Genomic DNA, 13,554 nt, shown 5'->3' with positions numbered 1-13,554 from the left:
CGCCTGTCGGAGCCTTCCCCCGCCTTGGGTGGAAGGCTCGAAGCGAGCGCGTCGAACGCTTTCGGTCAGCCGCGCGTTTCCGGCCGCGTGGCGCCGCCGGCGGGGCGGCTGCGGCGACGGTTGTTGCGGCCGGCGTTGGCAGGCGCACGGCCCTGGCCATGGTTGCCGCCATGGCTCGCATGACCGTTGCGCGCGGGACGCGGCTGGCGCTGGCCCTGCACCGGACGCGGCGCACCGGCGTCGAGGCGCAGCGGGGTGGAGGGTTCGAAGCCCGCCACGTCGCTGATCGCGATTTCCTGCTTGAGCAGCTTGCGGATGTCGCGCAGCAGACCCGATTCATCGTGGCTGACCAGCGACACGGCCATGCCCTCGGAGCCGGCACGGCCGGTGCGCCCGATGCGGTGCACGTAATCCTCGGCGACCATCGGCAGATCGTGGTTGATCACCATCGGCAGCTGGTCGATGTCGATGCCGCGGGCGGCGATGTCGGTGGCGACCAGCACCGTGATGCGGCCGCTCTTGAAGTCGCCCAGCGCCTTGGTGCGCGCGTTCTGGCTCTTGTTGCCGTGGATCGCGGCGGCACGCAGGCCGGAGGTTTCCAGGAACTTCACCAGCTTGTCCGCGCCGTGCTTGGTGCGGCTGAACACCAGGCTCTGGCGGCGGCTGTCCTGCGAGAGCACGTGCAGCAGCAGGTCGCGCTTGCGCGAGGCATCGACCGGATGCACGTGATGGGTGACGGTCGGCGCCACGGTATTGGGCGGCGTGACCGACACCTCGCGCGGCGAGCGCATGAACTGCATCGCCAGCGCCTTGATCGGCTCGGCGAAGGTGGCCGAGAACAGCAGCGTCTGGCGCTGCTTCGGCACGGACTGGAGGATGCGCTTGATCGCGGGCAGGAAGCCCATGTCGAGCATGCGGTCGGCCTCGTCCAGGATCAGCACTTCGACGCCGGAGAGGTCGACCGAGCGCTGCTGCATGTGGTCGATCAGGCGGCCGGGCGTGGCGATCACCACGTCCACGCCGCGGCGCAGCGCCTGCATCTGCGGGCCCATGCCGACACCGCCGAAGATGGTGGTGCTGGAGACGCGCAGGTGCTTGCCGTAGTCGCGCAGGTTGTCGTGCACCTGGGCGGCCAGCTCGCGGGTCGGGGTCAGGACCAGTGCGCGCGGACGGCGGGTCTGCGTGGCGCCGGCGGTGGAAAGGTGCTGCAGCAAGGGCAGCGCGAAGGCGGCGGTCTTGCCGGTGCCGGTCTGCGCGGCCGCGAGCAGGTCGTGACCTTCCAGCACCAACGGGATGGCGCCGGCCTGGATCGGGGTGGGCTGGGTATAGCCCTGGTCGGCAAGCGCGCGCAACAACGCGGGCGCAAGGCCCAGCGATTCGAAAGACATGAAAACACTCCTGTGCAACCCGGAGCGTTCTTTCAGAACCGCGTTGCGATATGGGGAAGGGGCGGTTGAAGACCGCAACGGCTGCTAAGCCGTCCGCGCAGTATAGCGCAAGCGGCACGAGCCTGCCTGTGGGGCCGCTGGCCTGAACTGGAGGCGGTCGTCCCCGGGGGCACGCCTACGGCGAAGACGCGGCAGCCGGCCGCCGGGCCACGATCAGGTAGCTGTTGAAGGGGGTGCGTCCCCACAGCGGGGTGAGCGTGGTGACGAGGCCTGCGCGTTCGAGCGGCGCGGTCACCTCTTGTGCGGAAGGGTAATGGTCCGCGCCCACGCGCATCCAGCCGGTGGCATGCAGCACGTGCTCCTCCAGCACGGTGGCGTGGAAGCGCCAGTGCTTCGCCCGCAACACGTTGCGGATCATCAACTGCGCTCCGGGAGCCACGTGGGTGGCCAGCTGTTCGAGCAGCGGGGACTGGCGCGCCGCCGGCAGGTAATGCAGGACGTCGAGCAGGCTGACGTGGCCGCGGAAATCCGGAAGGTCGGCAACGTCGGCGCAGCGCAGATCCAGCGCGTCGCCGATCGCCGCCGCGGCGCGGCGGCCGGTGGCGATCTTGCGCTCGTCGTGGTCGATCCCGACATAGCTCCGCAGCGCGCCGCAGCCATGCAGGTAGTGCCCGAGCAGGCCGATGCCGCAACCGACATCGAGCAGCGGGAAGGGCGGGGCTTCCTGCAGCAACCGGGCGACGGCCCCGTACACCGGGTCGCTCGCCAGTTTGCCGCGCACGTATTGTCGCTGGTTGAACCCGGTGAAGCGCGCCGACAACGTGGCGCGCATCGACCGGTCGAGGTGATGCCGCGGGCGCACCGTCAAGGCTGGCGCTCCGGCGGCATGGCCGGGTGTCGGAACGCGTGTCGGGACGATCGTGGCATGGCCGGGCTCCGGGGGCGGGAAGCCAGTATAGGCAGGCTGCAAGCGCCGGATGTGCAAGTAGCGCATGTGCGGGCGGGCGGACGCGTGCCGGGTGAAAAGAACGAGCCCGGCGCAGGGCCGGGCTCGTGGGTACAACCATGGATGACAGCTTTACTGGCAGGTCACGCCCACCGCATTGAACGCGGCCACCACGTCGCTGCGCGAGTAGCCGTAGTCGTCCGCCGCGTTCTCCACGCCACAGGCGCCGGAGTTGAACGTGGCGGTGGCGGTCCAGTACATCGCGTTGGCACGCTCGAACACCTCGAACGCCTTGCGCGTGTTCCAGGTCGAGGTCTTGGCCAGCGTGCAGAACGCCTTGTTGTAGACGCCACTGGAGTAATGCACGTCAAGCCCGCTGTAGTACTGCGAGGCGTTGTCGATCGAGCCGCCATCCTTGCTCGGCGTGCACATCCAGCGCAGTGCCGGGTCGGTCTTGGTGATGTCGGCGCCGACCAGCCAGTCGTTGGCACCGCGGTCGTAGTACTCGGCCGCTTCGCCGGCCATGTCCGAGAAGGCCTCGTTCATGCCGCCGGACTGGCCGGAGTACTGCAGGTTCGAGTGCTGTTCGGTGAAGCCGTGGCTGATCTCGTGGCTGGTCACGTCCAGCGCGGTGAGCGGGTAGAAGTAGCTCGCGCCGTCGCCGAAGTTCATCGACGAGCCGTTCCAGAACGCGTTCTCGTAGTTGCGGCTGTAGTGCACGTTCATCACCAGCTGCATGTTCAGCGGCGGCGCGCCGAACCAGGCGTTGTACATGTCGTGCACGACGGCGCCGAAGTGGTGCGCGTCGTTGATCGGCGAGTAGGCACCATTGATGCCGTCGCCACTGCTGGTCGGGCAGGTGAAGGTCCACAGGGTCGCGCGGGTGCGACTCTGGTTCATGTTGTTGGTCTTCACGTTCGGGTTGACCATCGAGCAGGTGCTGCCCGACTGGGTAACCGCCAGCGCCGGATAGTCGGTGCCGTAGAAGTACTGGCCGGTCTTCTGGTTGCCGCCCGGGCCATTGGCGCTGGCCGCCGTCCCGGTGCCGCCACCACCGCCGCCACCGGGCTTGCCCTTGGTGGTCAGGCCTTCCCAGCTCTTCACCACCGCGCCCGTGTTGGCGTCGATGATCGCGGTCGGACGGGTCGGGCGGCCGTTGTGGTCGTCGAAGAACGAGGTCAGGTAGACCAGCCGCGCCTTCTTGCCTTCGGCGTAGACGTAGAGCTCGTGCTTGACGTTCTGCAGGCTGGCATCGGAGATCGCGTGGGCGCCGATGCCGTAGGGCAGGAAGCCGGCATGCTGGCGCAGCGCGGCCAGCGCCTGGGCGCCGCTCAGGCGCGGCGTGACCGAGGCCAGGTCGAAGCCCAGGCCATTGGACAGGTGGCCATCGACGCTGCGCACGTTGCCGGCGGCATCGCGTTCGACCACCACGCTGCGGCCGTACACCGGCACGCCGCGGAACATCTGGTGCTCACGGGTCTTGATCGTGCCGTGGGCGGTGCGCAGCTGAAGGCCCGGGGCCAGCGAGGCCTGCGGGTCCATGCCCAGACGCTGGTTCAGCGCGCTGGAACTCAGGTGGCCCAGCGCGGGCGCATGGATGTGGCTCGGCGTGGCAGCCTGGGCAGCGGTGGCCACGAGCAGGCCGAGGGCGCCCAGCAGAGCGCCGGCAAGCGGTTTTTGCATCATTGGTGTTTCCCTCCCAAGGAAATGGATGGGCGGTCGGGGGCGTCCTGCCTCGTCGCGCCGTCACATCGGCACTCGCCGATCCTCCCCAGGAAGCGAACGTGCCGACAGGGCAACCTACGCCGTTCCGGGAAGCATGTCATCCTGCCGCGCAGCATCCTGGCGGCGGCCCCCCTGGGACCGCGTGCTAGCCTGATGACCGGTCTCGATGCTGGGAGCGGCCGCATGAGTGTTCTGTCCACGTTGCGTGAGCTGGACCATGACCAGCGCCACACCGTGCTGGCCAGCTTCCTGGGCTGGACGCTGGACGCCTTCGACTACTTCCTGCTGACTTTCGTGATCGTCGGCGTGGCCAACGAGTTCGGGGTGGACAAGACCGACGTCACGCTGGCTCTGCTGCTCACGCTGGCCGCACGGCCCCTCGGCGCGCTGATCTTCGGGCGATTGGCCGACCGCTACGGCCGGCGGCCGATCCTGATGCTGGATGTGGTGCTGTTCTCGCTGTTCGAGCTGGCCACCGCGTTTTCCACCTCGCTGACGATGCTGCTGGTGCTGCGCTTCCTGTTCGGCATCGCCATGGGTGGCGAGTGGGGCATCGGCGCGTCGCTGGCGATGGAAGCGATTCCGCCGAAGGCGCGCGGCATCGTTTCGGGCCTGCTGCAGAGCGGCTATCCCTGCGGCTTCTTCCTCGGCGCGCTGGCCAACTGGCTGCTGATCGACCACATCGGCTGGCGTGGGCTGTTCGTCGTGGGCGCCGCGCCGGCGTTGCTGGTGCTGTACATCCGTCGCAAGGTGCCCGAGTCGCCGGTATGGAAGCAGCAGCGTTCCGCACCACGGCGTGGTCTGCGCGAGGCCATGCGCGGGCACTGGAAGCTGGCGTTGTACCTGATGCTGCTGATGACCGCGTTCAACATGTTCAGCCATGGATCGCAGGACCTCTACCACACGTTCGAGGAGGTCAACCTGCACTTGCCGACGGGTTCCACCGCTGCGTTCGTGCTGGTGGCGCTGCTGAATCTGGGTGCGCTGGTGGGCGGGCTGTTCTTCGGCGCGTTGTCGGAGCGGATCGGGCGGCGGCGCGCGATCGTGATCGCCGCACTGCTTTCGATCCCGGTGATTCCGTTGTGGATGTACGGCGGCACGCTGGTGCTCTACGGCGCGGGCGCGTTCCTTATCCAGGTGATGGTGCAGGGCGCCTGGGGCGTGGTGCCCACGCATTTGAACGAGCTCTCGCCGGGCCACGTGCGCGGCACACTGCCAGGCTTCGCCTATCAGACCGGCAACCTGCTGGCTGCGGTCACCGCCACGGCGCAGGCCTGGATCGCCAAGGCGCACGGTGGCGATTACGCCTTCGCCATGGCGGCGTGGATCGCGGTGGTGGCAGTGGTGCTGGCGCTGCTCGCCTGGCTGGGCCCGGAGGCGCGTGGGGTGGGCTTCGTCCGGGCGCCGGACTGATAGAATCGCGGTCTTTGCACCCCAACGAGACAGGCAATGAAGGCAGGCAAGGACAAGGTCATCGCGTTCCACTACACGCTCACGGTGGATGGCGACAAGGTGGAGAGTTCGCACGACAACGGCGAGGCGCTGTGGATCCTGCTTGGCCACGGCCAACTCATTCCTGGTCTGGAAAAGGCGCTGGAAGGCCACGAGGCGGGCGAGACGCTTGCAGCGGACATCGCCCCGGCCGAGGGTTATGGCGAACGCGAGGACGGACGCATCCAGCGCGTGCCCAAGAAGTACTTCCAGCAGGCGAACAAGCTCAAGCCGGGGATGGCCACGGTGCTGTCGCTGAAGGAGGGTGGCCATCGCGCCGTGACCGTGCACAAGGTGGGCATGAGCACGATCGACGTGGACCTCAACCATCCGATGGCCGGCAAGACGCTGCATTTCGACGTGGCAATCGAGGAAGTGCGCGACGCCACCGAGGACGAGATCAAGCACGGTCACGCGCATCCGCCGGGGCAGGAGGCGCACTGAAGCGCGCCGGGCTGCGCTTCAAACGATGACCGAAGCGGCGCCCTCGGGCGCCGTTTTCTTTGCCGTTCTTCCGCCGGAGCATCGGGATGAGGAACGCTCCTGTCCCCGCCGTTCTCTTTGCTCCCTCCTGCGGAAGAAGGCTGGATTCACCTCAATCCAGCAACCGCTTCCCGAACGCGAAGTGGTCCCGCCAGTACGGCCCGTCGATGTCGTCCAGCCGCACCGTGCCGCCGCTGTTGGGCGCGTGCACGAAGCGTCCCTTGCCGACATACACGCCCACGTGGCTGATGTCCCCGCCGATGTCGAAGAACACCAGGTCGCCACTGGCCAGGTCGGTCATGCGCCTGACCTTGCGGCCGTCCACGTCGGACATGGCGCGCGAGCTGTGCGGCAGCAGGATGTCCGCCGCGTTGCGATAGATGTAGTCGACCAGCCCGCTGCAGTCGAAACCGCCCTCGGGAGTATTGCCGCCCCAGTGGTAGGGCGTGCCGACCAGCGCGATCGCGCGGAACAACACATCGTTGGCGGTTCCGGCGCTCGCCGCCGATGGCGCCTTCGCGGGCAGGTCCGCCAGCGACGAATGCGAGCTCTTGAACGTAGGCTCGCGCCGATGCGGGGTGCCGGCGCAGGCGGCCAGCAGCAGCACTGCCGTCCCGACCATGGCCAGGCGCAGTCGCGCGGCGGCGGTACGGCATCCGGACGCAGTCATGGCAACCTCGGCAGTGTTTTACCCGAGCTTAGCCAATCAAGGGTTTGCGTCAAGCTCGTGAGGCCAGGTTGCAAGTTTCAATGCGTCGCGTCGACCTGTATTGGGCGTTCGGCCAGCACCTTGCCCGCGGCATTCATGGTGCGCAGGCGGTAGCGCCCGGGACGCAGCCAGAGCGTGTTGTCGCTGCCGCCTTCCAGGAACACGTAACGGTCGGCGGCCACGGCGTCGTCCGCCTCGTCGGCGTAGTGGGCTTCCACCAGGCAGGGAAAAGCCCCTTCGCAAAGGCCGGGACTGACCGCCACCGCCACGCGCCTGCCATTCAGCGAGAGCCAGTCCGGACGATGCCCGTCGGCGGCCGGAGGAAGTGCGATGGTGGCCTTGCCGCCGATCTGCAACGAGATCACGCGGTCGCGCACGTAGGAACTGACATGCTCGTTGGCCGGCGGCAGGATCACGTTCATGTCGTAGAGCCGCGGGCGCGCGCTCCACAGCCGTCCATCCCCCACGTGGCGCAGCACGATGGCCCGCTGCGGGTGGAAGGCCGCGACAAGCTGGTGGTAGGGCTCGCGCAGGGCGACACGCGTGTCCAGCTGGGGCGTCAGGCCGTTCTGCGGCACGCCACGCAGGGAATCGCCGGTACGCACCGCGTTCTTGACGATCCGGTACGCCTCGAGCTCGTTGAAGGGTTCCTCCTCGCGGAGCTCGGTCTGGTCGATATTGAGGATGTCCAGGCCGGTCAGTGCCTGCAAGCGTGCCGCCATCGGCAGCACGTCGCCCAGTCGCCCCTTCGCCTTGTCGATGTGCGCATAACCGGCGTGGACGAACAGCTTTGCTTTCGGGTTCCCCGCCAACACTTTCCGGTAGAGCGCGCGTGCTTGTTCCGCTTCGCGGTCCTGCCCGCCGAGCGTGGTCGACTCGTAGGGCACCAGCACGTAGCCCAGGCGCAGCGCCTCGCGCACGATTTCGCCGTACACGGGCTCGCGCACGTATTCGGTGCCGCTATGACCGGTCGGGTAGCCGCGCTGGCGCAGCGCATCGCCGTCTTCCAGCAGTGCCTCGATGGCCAGATGGGTGAAGCCGAGCGCGCGCAGCCGCGGCAGCAGCGCGAGCGTGAGCAGTCGTGTATGGGCGTCGTGGTGCGCCTCGTTGACCATCACCACGCGCCGCCGCGCGGCCAGGTCGACGATGGTGTCCACCGCATCGGCGGCCTGCCATTCGAGGGGCGAGGGCAGCACGGTATCTGCGGGCAGGCGCGCCTTCAGCGGGAAATCGCGTACCGCCTCTCCATAGAGCCCAAGCTCGCTTTCGCTGAAGGCGAAGTATTGTTGCGCCGTCGGCTTGTCCTGCGCATCGAGCCGCGGGATGGCCTGCAGCAGATAGCCGTAGCGACCCAGTTCGTTGGTGCCGCGCATCGCCTCCAGCAGCTGCCGCGAGGAGACCTCGCTGGCGCGCGCCGGCATGGCGTGGATCGACGCAGCAACAAGCACGAGGGCAAGGACGGTGGAGAAGCGAAAGGGCATTCGGCTTTCCCTCGAAGGGTCAGGGCCAGACTAGATTTCACCAGGCCTTCAGGCAAGGGGCACGCGGACGTGCCTGCTCACGTCCGTCACCGTCAGGAAGGCATGCTGGAAAACGCAAGCCAACGGAGGCGGCATGACTAGCGATTTCGACCTGATCGTGCTAGGCGCCGGGTCCGGCGGACTGACGGTGGCCCAGCGCGCGGCACGGTACGGCGCCAGGGTGGCGCTGATGGAACCGGGCCCGCCGGGGGGCACCTGTGCGAACCTGGGTTGCGTACCGAAAAAGGCGCTCTGGTTTGCCTCGCAACTTGCGCATGCGCAAGCGCTGGCGGTCGACTACGGTTTCGACCTCACGCCCGGCCGGCTGGACTGGAACCATTTCCGCCTGCTGCGCGATCGCTACATCGCAGGCATCCGCGAACGCTACACCGCGCGATTGCAGGAAGCCGGCGTGACGTGGATCGGCGCGGCGGGTCGCCTGCTGGCACGCGATACCGTGCAGGCCGGCGACAAGCAGTACCGCGCGTCGCAGATCACCATCGCCACCGGGGCACGACCGCGGAGGCTGCCCCTGCCGGGCTTCGAGCTGGGCATGGTGTCGGACGACATCTTTTCGATGCGGACCCTGCCGCGTTCAATCGGCATCGTCGGCGGCGGCTACGTCGCGACCGAATTTGCCTGCCTGCTGCGCGCGCTGGGCTGCGAGGTCGAGCTGTTGATCCGCAAGCAGCTGCTCGACGGCTTCGATGCCGAGGTGGTGCAGGCGCTCGCCGCGCAGATGCGCGCACAGGGCATCCGCATCACGCCGCAGAGCAACGTCAACGGCGCCCGCGGCGAAGCAGGCGCGCTGCTGCTGGATGATGCCCGCGGCGCCGCGCACGGACCGTACGAGGCGGTGCTGTGGGCGGTCGGACGGGAGCCCAATAGCGATGCGCTCGGACTGGAGGAGGTCGGCGTGGCGCGCGACGAAAAGGGTTTCGTCCAGGTCGATGCACACCAGAACACCACGGTCGCGGGCATCACCGCCATCGGCGACGTCACCGCCTGTCCCGCGCTGACGCCGGTAGCGGTTTCGGCGGGGTATGCGCTCGTCGAGCGGCTGTTCGGCGGCCAGCCGGAAGCCTCGTTCGACTATCAGGCGATCCCCACCGTGGTCTTCGCCGATCCGCCGCTAGGCAAGATCGGCCTGACCGAGGAAGAGGCTAGGACGCGCCACGGCGATGCGGTGCGGGTCTACAGCAAGCGCTTCGTGCCGCTTCAGTTCGCGGTGGCGGGCCAGCGCGAACCGACCGTCATGAAGCTCGTCTGCACGGGCGACGACGAGCGCGTGCTGGGCCTGCACGTCCTGGGACCGGGCGTGGACGAAATGCTGCAGGGCTTCGCCGTGGCGATGCGCCAGGGCCTCACCCGGCGCGAGTTGCGCAGCGCGGTGGCGATCCACCCGACCTCCTCGGAGGAACTGCTGCTGATGCACTGAGGGTCGCGGTGCCGGCGTTACACTGCTCCGATGGACATCTTCCGCCTCGACCAGGGCAGCGTCCCGCTGCTGATCAGCCTGCCCCACGATGGCAGCCACATTCCCGACGACATCGCCGCGCGCATGCATCCGGCGGCGCGTCGTTCGCCCGATACGGACTGGCACGTCGCGCGCCTTTACGCACCGCTGGCGCAGGTGCTCGGCGCGAGCCTGCTGCGCCCGCTCGCCTCGCGCTACGTGGTCGACCTCAACCGGCCGGCCGACGGCCACGCGCTCTATCCGGGCAAACGCGAAACCGGCCTTGTTTCGACCATCGGCTTCAATGGCGAGCCGTTGTACCTGGAGGGCGAGCCGGAGGCGGCGGAAGTTCAACGCCGCGTGAACGATTACTGGCGTCCCTATCACGCCGCGCTCCAGCAGGAACTTGCGAGGTTGCGCTCGTTGCACGGACGCGTGGTGCTGTGGGAAGGCCATTCGATCCGCAGCCGCGTGCCGATGCTGTTCGACGGGCGCTTGCCCGACCTGAACCTCGGTACCGCCGACGGTGCGAGTTGTTCGCCGTCGCTGCAGCAGCGGCTGGAGGACGTGTTGGGTGCGCAGGACCGCTTCGATTACGCGGTGAATGGCCGCTTCAAGGGCGGCTACATCACGCGGCAGTATGGACGTCCAGACGACGGCGTCGATGCAGTGCAGCTGGAGATGACCCAGCGCAACTACATGGACGAGGACAGCTTCGACTGGGACGAAATCAAGGCCGCGGTCTTGCGTAACGCGATCGAGCCGCTGCTGCGCGCCTGCCTCGCCTGACGCAAGTTTTTTCGCGAAAAAAGCGGCGCGTCGCAAGTCAAGGGGCCGATGCGCGCGGCGTGCATGTCCGGGGGCTGGATGTTCAGTCGCCGTATCCGGCGGCCGCCGCATCGTGCATCCGCCGCGCCGCCCGCGATGCCGGGTTCCGGCCGGGTCCGCGGCTCATTCCAGTTCCGAGGTTTCCTTATGCGTAAGCTCGTGATCGCTTCCCTGCTCGTGGCGGGCGTGGCTCTTTCCGGTGTTGTGCTGGCCCAGGACGCTGCCCCGAAGGCGGCGACCAAGACCGAGCAGGCGGCCGCGGCCCCGAAGAAGACGATGACCCATCATCATCACGCCCACAAGGCGATGAAGAAGTCGGCGGAGAAGCCGGCTGCCGGCAAGTAATCCGGTCGATGCCGTCGTTGGCCCCGTCGGCGTTGCCGGCGGGGCCTTTTGTTTCAGTGCTCGGCGGGCAGTGCCGCGATGCACTTGAGTTCGATCGCGATCGGCGTCGGCAGGGCGTCGATGCCCACGGTGGTGCGGCAGGCGTCGACGCCGGCGAAGTACTCGGCGTAAAGCTTGTTGTAGACAGGGAAGTCGCGCGCCATGTCGGTGAGGAACACGGTCACGTCGACCAGGTCTTCCCAGCGCGCGCCGCTCGCTTCCAGCACGGCGCGTACGTTGGCGAACACCTGCCGGCATTGCGCCTCGATGTCGTAGGCGGCGAGGCTGCCGTCGTGCTCATGGACGTTTCCCGGCACCCGGTTCGTGCCCGGTTCGCGCGGGCCGACCCCGGAGAGGAACAGCAGGTTGCCCACCCTGCGCGCGTGCGGATAGGCGCCCACCGGCGCCGGTGCCGCCTCGGTGCGGATGCCCCCGCTCATGCTTTCTGCTGCCAGCGCTCTGCCATGCCGTCCAGCGCGGTGCGGTAGGCCTCGGCCATGCCTTCGCGGCCGGTGACGATCAGCCCAAGATCGTGCATGTGGCCGTCGGTGAGGCCGTAGACCCAGGCGTGCACGGTGAGTTTCTGGCCGCGCTCCCAGGCGTCCTGCACGATGCTGGTGCCGCAGACGTTGAGCGCCTGCTCGATGGCGTTGAGTTCGCACAGACGCTCGTGTCGTTCCGTGAACGGGACCTGCGGCTGCAGCGAGGCCTCATGCTTGAAGGCGACGTCCTTGACGTGGCGCAGCCAGTTGTCGATCAGGCCAAGCTTGTCCTTGCGCAGCACCGCGCCCACGCCGCCGCAGCCGTAATGGCCCACCACCAGGATGTGTTCCACCTTGAGCACGTCCACCGCGAACTGGATGGTGCTCAGCGCGTTGAGGTCGGTGTGCACGACGACGTTGGCCACGTTGCGGTGGACGAAGATCTCGCCCGGTGGCAGGTCGACGATCTGCGTGGCGGGCACGCGCGAGTCGGAGCACCCGATCCACAAATACTTGGGCGCCTGCTGCTGCGAAAGCTGCTCGAAGAAGTGCGGATCCGCGGCGGTGACGCTGGCGGCCCAGCGGCGGTTGTTGGCGAGCAGGTCCTTGAGGGTGTGCGGCATGGTTTTTCCCGATCAGTAGCGGATGCAGATGTTCTTTGGCTCGGTGAAGAAGGCCAGCGCCTCGGTGCCGCCTTCGCGGCCAAGGCCTGACTGCTTCACGCCGCCGAACGGCGTGCGCAGGTCGCGCAGCAGCCAGCAGTTGGTCCAGACGATGCCGAAGTCGAGCGCGGCGGCGACGCGATGGGCGCGGGAAAGGTCCTGCGTCCACAGCGACGCGGCCAGGCCATAGCGGCTGTCGTTGGCGAGTGCGACCGCCTCGGCTTCGTCCTCGAACGAAATGAGGCTCACCACCGGGCCGAAGATCTCGGTCTGGTTGGTCGCCGAGGCGTTGGACAACCCCTCGATCACGGTGGGAGCGACGAACCAGCCGTTGGCGCAGCGGCCCGGCATGGACACCGCTTCACCGCCGCACAGCACGGTAGCGCCATCGGCTCGAGCCTGGGCGATGCAGCCCATCACCTTGTCGAAGTGCAGCTGGGAGACCAGCGCGCCGAGGTGCGTGGAGGGTTCGTCCGGATCGCCCACCACCAGTTGCCGCACGCGTTCCAGATAGCGTTCCCGGAAACGCTCGTAGATCGAGCGCTGCACCAGCAGGCGCGATCCGCACAGGCAGATCTCGCCCTGGTTGGCGAAGCCCGAGCGCACGATCGTGTCGAGGTTGGCGTCGGAAAGGTCCGCGTCGGCGAACACGAGGGCCGGATTCTTGCCGCCCATCTCCAGCGACACTTTCTTGAAGCGCGGCGCCGCGGCGGCGGCGATCGTCGCGCCGGTCGCGGTGCTGCCGGTGAAAGAGATTGCCTTGACCTGCGGGTGTTCGACCAGCGGCTGTCCCACGCTCGGGCCACGACCCTGCACGATGTTGAGCACGCCGGGCGGGAAGCCCGCCTCGATGCTGAGCTCGGCCAGGCGTGCGGCGGTGCAGGGCGTGATTTCCGAGGGTTTGGCCACCACAGTGTTGCCGGCGGCGAGCGCGGGCGCGATCTTCCAGGTGAACAGGTACAGCGGCAGGTTCCACGGGCTGATGCAGCCGACCACGCCCAGCGGCTGGCGCAATGTGTAGTTGACCGCGCCGATGCCCGGCTGGCCGAGCGCCATGGCGTGCGACTGGCTGTCCCAGCCCTGGATCGCGGCGGCGAAGTAGCGCAGGTTGCTGACCGCGCGCGGAATGTCGAGGTTGCGTGCCAGCGTGAGCGGCTTGCCGCTGTCGCGCGATTCGAGCGCGGCGAAGGCATCCAGGTTCTGCTCGATCAGGTCGGCCAGGCGGTTCATCAGCCGGGCGCGCTGTTCGACCGGCGTGTGCGCCCAGGCGGGTGCGGCGCGATGTGCGGCGGCTACGGCATCGGCGACGTCGTTGGCGTCGGAATCGGGGCAGTGCGCGAAGACTTCGCCGGTGGCCGGTTCGTACACGTCGAGCCAGCGGTCGGCCCTGGGAGCCACGAGGCGGCCGTCGATCAGGTTGGCGAGGCGCAAGGAAGGCATCCGGACAAGCTTACGACCTGGGACGAGGGATTGCACCGGA

The 13,554-nt window shown here is 68.0% G+C and carries 13 protein-coding genes; 5 read left to right on the top strand and 8 right to left on the bottom strand.

The genetic code is table 11. The annotated features are described in order from the left end of the window. Nucleotides 1–65: 65 nt before the first annotated feature. The 3 genes from ACFWZ1_RS11855 to ACFWZ1_RS11845 form a co-directional block, all read right to left on the bottom strand. The gene (locus tag ACFWZ1_RS11855) at nucleotides 66–1,388 is read right to left on the bottom strand and encodes a DEAD/DEAH box helicase (protein WP_439666545.1); all 1,323 of its coding nucleotides are present in this window, start codon (nucleotides 1,386–1,388) and stop codon (nucleotides 66–68) included. A gap of 175 nt (nucleotides 1,389–1,563) precedes the next feature. Further along, nucleotides 1,564–2,250 carry a class I SAM-dependent methyltransferase gene (locus ACFWZ1_RS11850; RefSeq protein ID WP_439666899.1) on the bottom strand — a complete coding sequence of 229 codons (687 nt, stop codon included), beginning with the start codon at nucleotides 2,248–2,250 and terminating at the stop codon, nucleotides 1,564–1,566. Between the two features lie 216 nt (nucleotides 2,251–2,466). Then, nucleotides 2,467–4,020, bottom strand: coding sequence for a M4 family metallopeptidase (locus tag ACFWZ1_RS11845; protein ID WP_439666544.1), 1,554 nt, complete (start codon nucleotides 4,018–4,020; stop codon nucleotides 2,467–2,469). Nucleotides 4,021–4,242: 222 nt separating this feature from the next. On the opposite strand from ACFWZ1_RS11845, the gene ACFWZ1_RS11840 reads away from it, so the two are divergent. Together ACFWZ1_RS11840 and ACFWZ1_RS11835 are read left to right on the top strand one after the other, a co-directional pair. After that, the gene (locus tag ACFWZ1_RS11840) at nucleotides 4,243–5,472 is read left to right on the top strand and encodes an MFS transporter (protein ID WP_439666543.1); all 1,230 of its coding nucleotides are present in this window, start codon (nucleotides 4,243–4,245) and stop codon (nucleotides 5,470–5,472) included. A gap of 36 nt (nucleotides 5,473–5,508) precedes the next feature. Then, entirely contained in the window at nucleotides 5,509–5,994 is a 486-nt protein-coding gene (locus ACFWZ1_RS11835; RefSeq protein WP_231320831.1) for an FKBP-type peptidyl-prolyl cis-trans isomerase, read from the top strand. Between the two features lie 151 nt (nucleotides 5,995–6,145). On the opposite strand, the gene ACFWZ1_RS11830 is transcribed toward ACFWZ1_RS11835, so the two are convergent. Continuing rightward, nucleotides 6,146–6,703, bottom strand: coding sequence for a C40 family peptidase (locus tag ACFWZ1_RS11830; protein WP_231320830.1), 558 nt, complete (start codon nucleotides 6,701–6,703; stop codon nucleotides 6,146–6,148). Nucleotides 6,704–6,780: 77 nt separating this feature from the next. Further along, nucleotides 6,781–8,223, bottom strand: a complete 1,443-nt coding sequence (locus ACFWZ1_RS11825) for a hypothetical protein (RefSeq protein WP_439666542.1) — start codon at nucleotides 8,221–8,223, stop codon at nucleotides 6,781–6,783. 133 nt (nucleotides 8,224–8,356) lie between these two features. Between ACFWZ1_RS11825 and gorA the strand changes: the two genes are divergently transcribed. From gorA to ACFWZ1_RS11810, 3 genes are all read left to right on the top strand, one after another. After that, nucleotides 8,357–9,700 carry a glutathione-disulfide reductase gene (gorA, locus tag ACFWZ1_RS11820; RefSeq protein ID WP_439666541.1) on the top strand — a complete coding sequence of 448 codons (1,344 nt, stop codon included), beginning with the start codon at nucleotides 8,357–8,359 and terminating at the stop codon, nucleotides 9,698–9,700. A gap of 30 nt (nucleotides 9,701–9,730) precedes the next feature. Beyond that, on the top strand, nucleotides 9,731–10,507 hold the full coding sequence (gene hutG, locus ACFWZ1_RS11815; RefSeq protein WP_439666540.1) for an N-formylglutamate deformylase: 777 nt from the start codon (nucleotides 9,731–9,733) through the stop codon (nucleotides 10,505–10,507). Nucleotides 10,508–10,693: 186 nt separating this feature from the next. Continuing rightward, nucleotides 10,694–10,891: a hypothetical protein gene (locus ACFWZ1_RS11810; RefSeq protein WP_231320825.1), complete on the top strand. Its 198-nt coding sequence runs from the start codon at nucleotides 10,694–10,696 to the stop codon at nucleotides 10,889–10,891. Between the two features lie 53 nt (nucleotides 10,892–10,944). Here ACFWZ1_RS11810 and ACFWZ1_RS11805 read toward each other — a convergent pair whose 3' ends face one another. Genes ACFWZ1_RS11805 through ACFWZ1_RS11795 form a run of 3 tightly spaced genes read right to left on the bottom strand, consistent with a single transcriptional unit; the run spans nucleotide 10,945 to nucleotide 13,514 of the window. Further along, nucleotides 10,945–11,370: a RidA family protein gene (locus ACFWZ1_RS11805; protein WP_231320823.1), complete on the bottom strand. Its 426-nt coding sequence runs from the start codon at nucleotides 11,368–11,370 to the stop codon at nucleotides 10,945–10,947. Further along, complete coding sequence (gene can / locus ACFWZ1_RS11800; protein ID WP_231320821.1) at nucleotides 11,367–12,035, bottom strand: carbonate dehydratase; 669 nt, start codon at nucleotides 12,033–12,035, stop codon at nucleotides 11,367–11,369. Before can ends, ACFWZ1_RS11805 begins: the two co-directional genes overlap by 4 nt. A 12-nt stretch (nucleotides 12,036–12,047) precedes the next feature. After that, nucleotides 12,048–13,514, bottom strand: a complete 1,467-nt coding sequence (locus ACFWZ1_RS11795; RefSeq protein WP_439666539.1) for an aldehyde dehydrogenase — start codon at nucleotides 13,512–13,514, stop codon at nucleotides 12,048–12,050. Nucleotides 13,515–13,554 lie beyond the last annotated feature (40 nt).

The organism is Frateuria sp. GZRe14, assembly GCF_051900395.1.
Taxonomy (GTDB): Bacteria; Pseudomonadota; Gammaproteobacteria; order Xanthomonadales; family Rhodanobacteraceae; genus Frateuria_A; species Frateuria_A edaphi.
This window is presented reverse-complemented; position numbering and strand designations above follow the sequence as displayed.

What these genes read in the sequence shown, in the direction of transcription:
- ACFWZ1_RS11855 (WP_439666545.1), bottom strand. Translation starts at nt 1,388, where the DNA reads ATGTCTTTCGAATCGCTGGGCCTTGCGCCCGCGTTGTTGCGCGCGCTT.
- ACFWZ1_RS11845 (WP_439666544.1), bottom strand. Translation starts at nt 4,020, where the DNA reads ATGATGCAAAAACCGCTTGCCGGCGCTCTGCTGGGCGCCCTCGGCCTG.
- ACFWZ1_RS11840 (WP_439666543.1), top strand. Translation starts at nt 4,243, where the DNA reads ATGAGTGTTCTGTCCACGTTGCGTGAGCTGGACCATGACCAGCGCCAC.
- ACFWZ1_RS11835 (WP_231320831.1), top strand. Translation starts at nt 5,509, where the DNA reads ATGAAGGCAGGCAAGGACAAGGTCATCGCGTTCCACTACACGCTCACG.
- ACFWZ1_RS11830 (WP_231320830.1), bottom strand. Translation starts at nt 6,703, where the DNA reads ATGACTGCGTCCGGATGCCGTACCGCCGCCGCGCGACTGCGCCTGGCC.
- ACFWZ1_RS11825 (WP_439666542.1), bottom strand. Translation starts at nt 8,223, where the DNA reads ATGCCCTTTCGCTTCTCCACCGTCCTTGCCCTCGTGCTTGTTGCTGCG.
- gorA (WP_439666541.1), top strand. Translation starts at nt 8,357, where the DNA reads ATGACTAGCGATTTCGACCTGATCGTGCTAGGCGCCGGGTCCGGCGGA.
- hutG (WP_439666540.1), top strand. Translation starts at nt 9,731, where the DNA reads ATGGACATCTTCCGCCTCGACCAGGGCAGCGTCCCGCTGCTGATCAGC.
- ACFWZ1_RS11810 (WP_231320825.1), top strand. Translation starts at nt 10,694, where the DNA reads ATGCGTAAGCTCGTGATCGCTTCCCTGCTCGTGGCGGGCGTGGCTCTT.
- ACFWZ1_RS11805 (WP_231320823.1), bottom strand. Translation starts at nt 11,370, where the DNA reads ATGAGCGGGGGCATCCGCACCGAGGCGGCACCGGCGCCGGTGGGCGCC.
- can (WP_231320821.1), bottom strand. Translation starts at nt 12,035, where the DNA reads ATGCCGCACACCCTCAAGGACCTGCTCGCCAACAACCGCCGCTGGGCC.
- ACFWZ1_RS11795 (WP_439666539.1), bottom strand. Translation starts at nt 13,514, where the DNA reads ATGCCTTCCTTGCGCCTCGCCAACCTGATCGACGGCCGCCTCGTGGCT.